At 62.4% G+C, this 10,527-nt stretch carries 7 protein-coding genes and 1 pseudogene; 3 read left to right on the top strand and 5 right to left on the bottom strand.

Annotated features, from left to right (window positions below):
* Positions 1 to 789 precede the first annotated feature (789 nt).
* Entirely contained in the window at positions 790 to 1,092 is a 303-nt protein-coding gene (locus Rhe02_RS41775) for a hypothetical protein (RefSeq protein WP_203914063.1), read from the bottom strand.
* Positions 1,093 to 1,585: 493 nt separating this feature from the next.
* On the opposite strand from Rhe02_RS41775, the gene Rhe02_RS41770 reads away from it, so the two are divergent.
* Complete coding sequence (locus Rhe02_RS41770; RefSeq protein WP_203914062.1) at positions 1,586 to 1,795, top strand: hypothetical protein; 210 nt, start codon at positions 1,586 to 1,588, stop codon at positions 1,793 to 1,795.
* A gap of 603 nt (positions 1,796 to 2,398) precedes the next feature.
* The gene (locus Rhe02_RS41765) at positions 2,399 to 2,701 is read left to right on the top strand and encodes a hypothetical protein (protein ID WP_203914061.1); all 303 of its coding nucleotides are present in this window, start codon (positions 2,399 to 2,401) and stop codon (positions 2,699 to 2,701) included.
* A gap of 676 nt (positions 2,702 to 3,377) precedes the next feature.
* On the opposite strand, the gene Rhe02_RS41760 is transcribed toward Rhe02_RS41765, so the two are convergent.
* Positions 3,378 to 4,442, bottom strand: a complete 1,065-nt coding sequence (locus Rhe02_RS41760; RefSeq protein WP_203914060.1) for an integrase core domain-containing protein — start codon at positions 4,440 to 4,442, stop codon at positions 3,378 to 3,380.
* Between the two features lie 593 nt (positions 4,443 to 5,035).
* Positions 5,036 to 6,406, bottom strand: coding sequence for a hypothetical protein (locus tag Rhe02_RS41750; protein WP_203914058.1), 1,371 nt, complete (start codon positions 6,404 to 6,406; stop codon positions 5,036 to 5,038).
* Positions 6,407 to 6,895: 489 nt separating this feature from the next.
* Between Rhe02_RS41750 and Rhe02_RS41745 the strand changes: the two are divergent.
* Positions 6,896 to 7,224 (top strand): annotated as a pseudogene (locus Rhe02_RS41745) (transposase); the annotation flags it as partial.
* Positions 7,225 to 7,400: 176 nt separating this feature from the next.
* On the opposite strand, the gene Rhe02_RS41740 reads toward Rhe02_RS41745, so the two are convergent.
* Both Rhe02_RS41740 and Rhe02_RS41735 read right to left on the bottom strand, forming a co-directional pair.
* Positions 7,401 to 9,536 carry a glycosyl hydrolase family 17 protein gene (locus tag Rhe02_RS41740; RefSeq protein ID WP_203914056.1) on the bottom strand — a complete coding sequence of 712 codons (2,136 nt, stop codon included), beginning with the start codon at positions 9,534 to 9,536 and terminating at the stop codon, positions 7,401 to 7,403.
* Positions 9,499 to 10,290, bottom strand: a complete 792-nt coding sequence (locus tag Rhe02_RS41735; RefSeq protein WP_203914055.1) for a hypothetical protein — start codon at positions 10,288 to 10,290, stop codon at positions 9,499 to 9,501. The genes Rhe02_RS41740 and Rhe02_RS41735 overlap by 38 nt, the downstream gene beginning before the upstream one ends.
* Positions 10,291 to 10,527: the final 237 nt, after the last annotated feature.

Genomic DNA, 10,527 nt, shown 5'->3' with positions numbered 1-10,527 from the left:
GCCCAATTGATCCACTCGTGACGCCGCTCTCCCTTGCTGCCGATCCTCCATGACTTCCGTTTCAGACTCTCGTCCAAGCTAGACGTGGTAGTCGGTTCGATCCCCACCAACGAATCGCTTGATCAGGGCGATTTGGGCTGAACCACCTGGTTCGGCAGGGCGTCGCGCGACCATCGTTCAGCTGCATGTCGCCGCCGACGCTTTCACCCAAGGGGTCCACCTCGGTGCGATGACCAAAGTGGACAACTGCAAGCTGAAGTAATGGAGTCGCCGTCGACGGCCTCAAACATGGTTCCGAACGCGTTCAATTCCTCGAGAGAGCGACACTGCGACCGTGGGCTGCCGAGGACGACCGTGTGCCTGCGGTCGTAGGCAGTGACTTGCACTAAACGGCCCGAAAGTCCGCCAGTGGGCCGATAGCCCAGCCCCTACCAGTCGATCTTGAGGCACCGTATACCTCTTACCGGGCAACAACGCAACGAAGGAGCACCAGCGGCCCGGCGGCAGCGTCCGGTGACCGTTCCGTTCGGATACGCGGCGGCGCGATGGCCGGACCCATCGCAGGCGGTAGCGAAGATCGCCGTGTCTCAACGGGAGGGTGGGCCTCAGCTAGGGTTCGCGTCACGCAGCATGATCCACAACCGTGCCGGACGAACCTTCAGGGGTGAACCCATATCACTGGTTCCGCAGGCTCAGAAACCAATTCGTCGAAGGTGAGCGTTTGATCATTCAAGTGATACGGCGCCGCGGTCATCACAGCGAATCCTTCACGATGTTCCATCATAAGCCTTATCGCGTCGCGACCGTCCGGCGCGGCGATGCGGACATTGAGGCGATGATCGTCGCGCGCAGCGAATTCTTCCGCTCGAGAAACGTTTCGCGGAAAATCTCCTCTACCGTTGCAGATGCTGGAAAGTCAGTTCCATCCCCAGCCGCGAGGAATCTCGGTTCGCCATTTAGATCGAGGACAACCGCGATCGGATAGAACTCCGAATTCTTCATCAGCAGCGAGGAGGCCACGTCGATGGCCAGATGGTATAGCTGCTCCAGCTCATCCCATGCCTCCTGCGAAACGTGACCCCGCTCCGACATGCCGACCATCGTGGCAGCTGGCACGCCTGCGCAGGTGCCCGGCAAGGGCCGGTGAACCTTCCGATGGGCCAGCCCAGCGACGATGAACGTGGACCGCAATGGTTATCGGTCGCGCGAGATACCCGGTCGATTGAGCGCATGATCCAGTCTGGGCACCGGTTGGTTCAAGGAACGCGCACGGAAAGATCGCGGTGTGAAGCGACTCCGCGGCCAGCCGTCTCACTCACCGTTGCGTGTCGTACACGGCCAGCCCGTGTCCGTTTAGCGACACCCGGCGTCGGCGAGGGGATCTCGACGTCCTGGCGGTGACCCACGTCTGCCCCGTGGCTCAGTTCCGATCCTCCGGTGAGTTCTCATCTAGGGATGCGCAGACGATAGGGTCGAGTCGCGCTGTGTCCGAGAGCCCGCCAGCGCGCAGGGTCAACTGGCCCCTTCCCGAGGTTCAGATCTTGTATCCCCTGATCTTGGTGGTGGTGGTTGGCCGGGAATGAGAATGGCTGCCAGAGCAGCGACGTTCGTAGTCAGGCGTGGTGACATACCGAAGCTGGCGGCAGCTGGCGCGTCGAGGCCCGCGTTTAAGCAGGCGCTCGCCGAGTGCATGGTCGAGCAGCCACTGTGGACTGCGATGCAGGCGGCCCTGTCCGGATCGGCGACGCCGCAAGCCGCGCTGACCACGGCGCAGACCGCCGCTGCCACCAAGTAGCCGGGCGACAGAAAGTAAAGCAAGATCGGCAGCTACAGCAACCGCTCGCCGGTCGCCGGTCGCCGGCATTCAAGTTACGTGCCTTTGCATTACATCCCAATCAAGGTCCGCACCCGAGTTATTGGAAAGATCCTCAGGAGGGAAAACTATGTTGTCATCATAAGGTTGATGCCAACATCGTCTGGGAGGACCCGATGCAGGACGAGAAAGCGTTCTACGTGCGGCACCTGGAGGGTCGAGCGCGACCTTCGCCGCTGGCGTGGATACTTCGACGGCCTACCCCTCGGCAGGCTCGAATGCGATTATTTGCGGTGGTCGAGGCCCCAGGCACGGTGTAGCACCATTGTTTACCATCGCAAGGTGAGCCGGTCCCTTCAAAGCCTATCCATCGACACTTACCGGCAACGTTGCATCAAATGATCCCGAGGTTCGTGGCGACGAACTACACACAGTTGGGCATTCACGATGAGTCTATATACTTGTTACTGGTGTGGCGAAACGTGCGATGTCTGCCCCCGCTGTTTGAGTGAGCACGTTGCGCAATCTACTTGCGGTCGCTGTGCTAGCACGGGTTTTCTATGCAAAGAGCATGGTACAAACTGGATGGGCTACGTCTATTGTCCGCCGGACCTGCAACCAGTCATCGAAGCTTGGGTTGCCAATAGGGTTGACGACCCTTGGGATCGTGGTACTGATCTTTCGATGGAGAGTCTTCCGTCCCGTGGAGAAGACGAGCTCAGCTATCTAGCCTTCCTTTGTGACGTGAACGCGGCACGCCCGGAGTTGAGTTTTAGCGATGAGGGTCTTGCTAGGGTTGCTGTCTTCCGGCGAATCCGCGATCTGGCCATTCAAGCCGGCGGACAGAAGCCAAACGTGATACGCGGAGGCGAATTCGGCCTCAACTAGTACTCGAAGAGTCCCGGTGTCGCGGATCGCGGCCAACATCATAGGCCGATCTCCAACCCGATTGGATCATAGCTGCTGCCTGAAACGGCGAACCGCTGCTGTAGGCATAGGCAATCGCGCCACTCGATGAAAAGTTCTAGCGCAGCTGCGCACTGTCTTCGATGAACAATCTGGCGGGCATCTCGGCGCGCGCATTGGCTATAGCGGGCCAGCGGGAAGGGTCGACAACTGCCCGTTACGCGTTGGGAATTCGCAAACACTTATCTCCGTACCAACAAAATGGTTCGAGCGCGAAGGCTTGACTGTTCGGAATTAGCGAGTTTTTACTATCTTGTCGCAGTGCTGGCAGGGGTCGTTATAGCCGTCCCGTACCCAGGTTTGCTTGCCGCAGTGGGGACACGTCACTTTTATATTCTCGCCAAACGTCGTCATGGCGGAACACCTCCTTGCCCGTTCCCGATATTCAGCTTAGTAGACGCCGATGTCTTGTTGGTGGGAGATCAGCGATATATCTCAGCTGCGATGTGCGGCGTCAGGCATGCGTTCGGGTCGCGCACTCTGGCCCGAGGGTAGCCGAAACCGCGGAGAAACGCCGTTGAATGGTGCTCAATGACGCCATCGATAAGAATGTGTCGGCCGCCGCTCTTGCCTTGTCGGGCTCGTAAATCCGGTTCGACTACGCTGCCTGCTCGTATTCGTTGATCAGTCCGCCGAGGATCGGGCGCCGTTGGACTCGTGCGGCGGTCAGGTCAATGGCCTGTGGTGGTGGGTTTGGTGGTCGCTGGTCCAGAGATCGGTGGGGCCGGTGGCCGTTGTAGTGCTCGGTGTACTCAGCTAAGACGCTCGACAGGTGTCGTTCGCCGACGATGAGCATGCGGTCGGTGCACTCGCGCCGCACCGTGCCGACCCAGCGTTCCGCGAAAGCGTTGGCCCGTGGTGCTTGTGGCGGTGTTTTGAGCACGTCGATGCCGGCGGCGGTGAAGACGGTGTCGAACGCGGCCGTGAACTTCGCATCCCGGTCGCGCAGCAGGAACCGCAACCCGTCGGCCCGCTGGTCGACGCTCATGAGCAGGTTGCGCGCTTGTTGCGTAACCCAGGCACCGGTCGGGTGGGCGGTCACGCCTGTGATGTGGACCTGCCGGGTGGCCAGCTCGATGAAGAACAGGACGTAGATCCGTTTGAGTAGGACGGTGTCGACGGTGAAGAAGTCGCAGGCCAGGATCGTGTGCGCCTGGGTGGTCAGGAACTGCTTCCAGGTTGGTCCGCTGCGGCGGGGTGCCGGGTCGATGCCGGCCTGGCGCAGGATCTTCCATACTGTGCTCGCCGCGATCTGATAGCCCAGACGGGCCAGTTCACCTTGCATGCGGCGGTGGCCCCAGGTCGGGTTCTCCGCGGCCAGACGCAGCACCAGCAAGCGCAGTTCCGGGTCGATTGGGGGCCGGCCCGGCCGTGCGTGCGGAAAGGTCCAATGTCGTGCGATCAGCTGGCGGTGCCAGCGCAGCAGTGTGGCGGGGGTGACGAAGAACGTTGACCACTGTGGTCGAGGGAGGAGGCGTGATAGCGCTGCGAGCACTACCCGGTCGGCTGGTTGCAGGTCGGGGCGGTGTACCTGTCGGCGCAGGACCGCCACTTGATGGCGCAGTACGAGCAGTTCGACGTCCTTGGCGCCGCCGTCGCGGGCGAGCTGGGTGAGCATTTGCAGGATTTGGCGCAAGAGCAGGTAGACCAACGATGCCGACATGCCCGCATCGTCACCGCCTACGTGCCCTTGGACGGCGCACAAAACCGCACGTCACAGCAGACGAATCGGATTTACGAGCCCCACAGGCTTCTTCACCGTCGACACCGTCCTATTGAAACGGCTTTACGTGCTGTTCTTCATTGTGCTGGCTACCCGTCAGGTCCACGTCGTCGGTATCACCGCAGATCCCACCGGCATCTGGGTGGCGCAGCAGGCCCGCAATCTCTTGATGGCTCTAGACCAACGCGCAGAAGGGCTACGGTTCCTGCTGCGTGACCGGGACACGAAGTTCACGGCCGGGTTCGACGCGGTATTCACCGCCGTTGGTATCGAGGTGCTCCGCACACCGCCACAAGCACCACGGGCCAACGCTTTCGCGGAACGCTGCGTGGGCACGGTGCGGCGTGAGTGCACCGACCGGATGCTCATCGAGGCGAACGGCACCTGTCCAACGTCTTGGCTGAGTCCACCGCCCGCTACAACGGCGCCTCGGGAGTCCAACGGCACCCATCCTCGGCGGACTGATCAACGAGTATCAGCAGCGAGCGTAACCGAATCGAATAGGAGGCTAACAAGGCTCGCGCTGGTCGTGATTACTTCTTGCCGGGTTTGGGACTCAGGGGTGAGATGTCGATAAACGCCATACACAGCTGGATCGTCTGGCCGAGGTGCCGGTAGTTCAGGATGGGCCACTCGGTGATTATATCGTCGCTTCGGCTTTCGAAATCGTCGTGCCGGGCAAGCATTTCAGAAGCCGGTTGCCGTACTGCCTTCGGGTATGCGCGGTTGACAAAGAAGATCAGGACACCGGCTGTGTCGTTGGTGTTGAGGTACCGCAGCAGCTGTTCCAGCGCCTCAAGGGCTTTCTGTGGTCCGTCCCACCATTTGCTTTCTGCGATAAAGACTCTTTCTGGCCCGATATTGTCTTGCAGCACGTCCGCGTTGATGAAGATGTCAGATCTTCCGCCGCGCCGGTAAACCTCTCGCTGTGCGCCGGGAAGTGCGGCGTTCAGCGTCGTAGCGAGCAGATCGCTGAGCCGGTCCTCGTCCATGCCAGCGAACGCTTCCGGGTAGCGCTCGACGCCATCAGCCCACATGCGTATCGTCCGCAGGATGTCGGTGAAACTTGCGCTCGCCAGGTGCGGGCCATGTACCGCAATAGAGATCTCCCCGCTCGTGCTGGGCACCGTGACAGCAGGGCTGGGCTCGAGTCTCGGTGGCGGCTGTTTCCAGCCTTCCGGCCATGAGATGGACAGCACCGCTTTCCGGGCTAACGCACGTCGGCGATCATTTTCCAGCTTGAAGAGGATGTCCTTGGGCAGCTCATCGTCGAAGAAGGCGTTGGCTTGGTGACCTATCGCAGCGACGATAGGCTCGATCCGTCTGCGTTGGGAATCAAAGAGCGCAGCAAGGTTCCGGGTGCCGTCCGCAACTTCCTGTTCTTCCTCGGCCGTCAACTCGACCCAGTTGTATAGGGCGATAGGCCCGTCCTTGCTGCGTTCGCCGTATGACCAAAGATCGTTGTAGGTCTGTTGGTTGTAGGCGTCAAGCTCATCTTGCCAGGTCACCAGGTCCTGTTTGTACGGCGGCAGCTGCCCGTGATCGTCGGTGTCAATGGGATGGAGTCTAGGTCCGGCGTCGTCGGGCCAGCAGCCGAGCATCCTGGGGTCACCCTCGACCTGGATGGCCACTCTGAACTTCGTTGTCGGTACCTTCACCCCCGGCCCAGCGGGACGCCAGCGGCCCCCGCGCGGCTCTGCCTGTTCCTGGCCGCCGAGCACGGGCGCCTGGAGGCGGACGCTATCCACAAGCGACTGCGTCAGGGCCTGAAGGTCCAAAGTAACACTGAACCAATCGATACCACGGATCGCGCGTTCGAGCTCTGGGACGACGGCGTCGTACAGATAGCGCTTTAGGGGCTTGTGGTCTCGTCGGAATGATCCAAATAGTCCTTCGTCGTACACGCCAGCAAGGGTACGGCAGTGCGCCTACGTCGCCTCGCTAGACCTCGGTGACGGTCGGCTGGCATCTTCGACAGTCACCTCTGCCAATGATACATCCACTGGCCCAAGATAGTTGCGGCGCCTAACCAACAGCCCGATCCAGGGCGTTGCTGCGGCGGTCCGTCTGAGCCTACATCTGACGTTCGGACTGTTGTGCGGCATTCTCCCACGGGCGCCGCGTTCGGTCGCCCGCACGTCGGTGCCGGTGCCGGGATCGCGGTGTCGCTGGTGTTGCACTGGCGCCTGGTTCATCGTGGCGGCCGGCGATATACTCACGCTCGCAAAGCTTGCGTTCACATCATGTGGATGACAGCATTCCGCGCCCGGCAAGCGATCACAGTCCCGATCACTGCATTGATTCCCTTGGCCAAGCCCGCGGCCAAATGGGGCACCCATGACTGAAGCGCCCAGGAGCTGGTGGAGATCTTCTTTCTTGAGAGGATCTTTTCTATGCCTAAGCAGTACCCGAGGGAGCTTCGCGAGCGGGCGGTGCACATGGTGATCGAGCACCGCGCCGATTACGAGACCGAATGGGAAGCGATCGGGTCGATCGCTAAGAAGCTCGGGATCGGGTCGGCGGAGACGGTGCGCACGTGGGTGCGGCAATCTGAGGTCGATGGCGGGAAACGTCCTGGCATGTCGACCGACGAGTCGGCGGAGATCAAGCGGTTGTGGCGGGAGAACGCCGAACTGAAGCGTGCCAACGAGATTTTGAAGGCCGCATCGGCTTTCTTCGGGGTCGAGCTCGACCAGCCACAGCGATAATCGTGAACTTCATCGACCCTGCTCGACCTGATCATGCTCGCTTCCGTCGTCTACATCGCGCCAGGCTTTGTCTGGCCATGGAGCTGGTTGTCCCGGCCAGCATCGCCCGCGTCGGCCTGACGCTTCGCCGGCTGCCAATGCTGGTCGCTTGATAGTCGCCAGCAACTTCCGCGAGCCGTCCCAAACTCGGTCAGCCACACTGGTAGCGGATGTTGCGCACGAATACGGTCTGGACAGCCGTCGAGGTGCCGAAGACGAACTCGGCGAGCACGTATACCGCTGACCTGTCCGCCGTGGCGAAGCCGCCCAGACTGAAGGAGTAGCTCTTCCACGAGCCGATGGGGGTGACCGTAATCTTCGTCTCGGAGCCGTCGTCGGGATCGTTGATGTCCTTGATTCCCACCGCAACCGAAACCCCCGGCGTCGCGCTGCGCATGTCGATGCGCAGGGTGTGGCAGTGGGTGAGGTTCTGGCCCTTGCGGCTGCCCGGCGCGGCGAGGTCGCCGACGGTGACGAAGGCGCTGCCCCACTCCTGCCCGGCGGGGTAGTCCATTCGCAGCGCGCCGGACTCCCTGCGCAGCCAGCCGCTGACAGATCCAGAGGTGGCCAGCCCGATCTCATATTTGCGGACCGGACTGTTGTTGGCGCACAGCAGGTTGCCGTCCATCACGTAGATCGTCTTGGGGTGGGTACCCGGCGGCAGGTCCAGGCATGTCCGGCGTGGCGCTGTCGTGATAGTCCGGTCAAACTGGATGTCGTCGAGGTAGAAGCCCGCTCCGGCCGGATTGTCGGCGGCGCTGGCTGCCCAGCCGAATCCGCCGATGACCCGGCTTAGATCCTGGCCGCGCAGATCCAGGCCGTACTGCTTCCATTGCGTGGTGAGGGTGACCTTCAGGAGCCGTTTGGCCAGCGAGTCGCTGAACGGCGCACCCTGCTGGGTGCTGCCACCGGCGAAGAACTCCACCTTCTCGCCGCCCTTGACGCCGCGCGCGAAGAAGGTCAGCGAGGTCATGCCACGCAGATCGTGACCGCCGTCGAAGCCACCCCAGTTGTTGGCCGGGTGCTGCCAGAAGATTCCGGCCCAGCCCACGCCTTGGGGCTGTGGCGTGTAGTCCACGCGGATCGCTTTGTCTTCGGCCGTCTGTCCGCGCCCGCCGCTGGCGCAGTCGTCGACGGCGATGCCGTTGAGGTCTCCCATCCACCCCGATGGCGCGTACTGCTCGGCGCCCGGCCAGTTCTGGTAAAGCGCAAGCGAGGCACGGTCCCCGGCGGTGACCCGGGCCGGGAAGGCACCGTAGTAGGAGCCGCTGACCGTGGCGGTGCTCGTGGTTCGCGCGGGTGGCGGCCCGGGTTGGGCAAGCAGATCGACGCCGTCCAGCTTGGGCTTGCGGGAGGAATCGTAGACGCCCCAATGCGGGCCTACACCGCCCTCGGTCTTCCACGGCTCGTCGAAGGCGGCGAAATAGTAGTAGTCGATGCGCTGATCGTGCGCGACGGCCTTCCATTCGTTGAGGAAACGCTGCGCGTTGGCGGTGTTGGGTAAGGCGTTCCCGTTCGCCGGCCCAGCGGTGGGCCAGCCGGTTTCACCGACCACTACGCGCTTTCCGAGCTCCTTGACCGCGCGCTGGTAGACGTCCACCGAGTACCACGCGGCGTCTTTGATATCGACGCCGTCCCAGTAGGGATAGATGTGCACCATCGCATAGTCGATCGCGTCGACGACTGCGCGATTGTCCGGGCTCATGATGATGCCCGCGATCTCGGCGGTGGTGACCGGAACCGTGCCCACACCGCGCTTGACGTAGGAGATGTGCTCGGCCAGCCGTTGTGCGGTCAGGTCTTTGCGAAGCAGAACCTCGTTGCCGACGATGACCGACTCCACCGTGGGCAGCTTCTTGGCCAGCCCGATGACGGCATCGAGCTCGCGCAGGTTGGCCTCCCGTTGCTCCTGAGTATGTTCGGGACCCAGCCACGCCCCGACGCTGACCCTCAGCCCTCGCCCGTGCGCGTACTCGGCCGCCTCGACACCACCGTCGAGGGCGGAGTAGGTGCGCACGGCGTTTGCCATACCCTTGATCAGGTCGACGTCCTCACGCATCTGCTGCGCGCTGGGGAAACGCCGCAGAATCGGGCTCTGGCATAACCGAAACGGCGCGAAGCCCAGGCCGCGGAGCAACGCGGGCGCTGGTGACGCCGACGGCGGTGGCGGTGGCGGAGTCGGCGGGTTGGCCGTGCAGGCCACGGTGGTGAAGGCGAGCACCATTACGGCGGCGAATCGCCGCGCACCGCTAGCGAACGCTGATCTGATCAAAGTAGACAACGCCATTCACCTGTCCTCCACTCTGATCCCGCACCTCGAAGCCGACCATGAGTGGCGGGTTACCCCAGGACAGGCGCTGATCGCCGGTTCCGAATTGATCCACACGGAAGACGGCATGGTTCCACTCGCCAGGGGCCAACGGCACCGGGCGGGTCTGGAAGAACAGCCACACGGGCCTGCCCGATCCAGCTTCGTTGTGCTCAAGCACGAACCCGGAAAGCACCAGTGACGAGGGAAGCTCGGCGGGCACAAAGAGGTGCGCGGCGAGTTCTTTCTCCAGCTTCGGGCCTTCTATCTTGACCTGTGTCTTGTCCCTGGGCGCCGCCGCGAGCTGGAACGACACGGCCAGCGATCCCTTGCCCACCAGGCCGCCGGCATCGACAGTCTCCGACTTCAACGCTGTTCGTCCTAATAGGACGTCGTTCTCGATGCGGATGCCCCAGCCCTCGGTTCCCTTTTCGAACCGGTAACAGGTCGAGGGGCAATCCGGTCCGGTCCAGTAGATCAAGCCGGTGGGCGCCACGACGAGTACGGCCGCCACCACGATCGCTGCCACGCTGCGAAGCGGTGACAGGCCCCCAGGCTGTTCCCGGGTGGGCGCGTGATGGCCGACGTAGGCCGCGGCGCAGACGACGACAAACATCACCCAGACGGTGTAGGGCGTATAGCTCAGCCTGTCCGCCCTGGCTGTCGCGACCGCGAGTGCCGCGGCCAGCGCGAACACAGCAAATGACGGCAAGTAACCCGCGAGCCTGGTCATGGAATTCCTTCCATCCACACCTATGTCGATGAGTCTCGATAGGACTCGCCGCCGCAGCAATCACGCGATCGGACAGATCGCGTTACGACGAAAGTTGCGCGCAGGGCACTCCGCGACCGATAAGGGCGTTTCACATTGTTCGCAGTTCAAAACGGGGGTCAGCTAGGTCGGATGCCGAACGGTACGGCGCATTCCGCTGGAGATCTTCAGCGCCGGAAAAGTGAGCTGGTGGACGAG

Origin of the sequence: Rhizocola hellebori, from assembly GCF_016862955.1 — a bacterium.
Taxonomy (GTDB): Bacteria; Actinomycetota; Actinomycetes; order Mycobacteriales; family Micromonosporaceae; genus Rhizocola; species Rhizocola hellebori.
Note: the sequence above shows the minus strand (reverse complement) of the source record. Positions and strands in the feature narration are given on the sequence as shown.

What these genes read in the sequence shown, in the direction of transcription:
- Rhe02_RS41735 (WP_203914055.1), bottom strand. Translation starts at nt 10,290, where the DNA reads ATGACCAGGCTCGCGGGTTACTTGCCGTCATTTGCTGTGTTCGCGCTG.
- Rhe02_RS41760 (WP_203914060.1), bottom strand. Translation starts at nt 4,442, where the DNA reads ATGTCGGCATCGTTGGTCTACCTGCTCTTGCGCCAAATCCTGCAAATG.
- Rhe02_RS41770 (WP_203914062.1), top strand. Translation starts at nt 1,586, where the DNA reads ATGGCTGCCAGAGCAGCGACGTTCGTAGTCAGGCGTGGTGACATACCG.
- Rhe02_RS41740 (WP_203914056.1), bottom strand. Translation starts at nt 9,536, where the DNA reads ATGGCGTTGTCTACTTTGATCAGATCAGCGTTCGCTAGCGGTGCGCGG.
- Rhe02_RS41775 (WP_203914063.1), bottom strand. Translation starts at nt 1,092, where the DNA reads ATGTCGGAGCGGGGTCACGTTTCGCAGGAGGCATGGGATGAGCTGGAG.
- Rhe02_RS41765 (WP_203914061.1), top strand. Translation starts at nt 2,399, where the DNA reads ATGGGCTACGTCTATTGTCCGCCGGACCTGCAACCAGTCATCGAAGCT.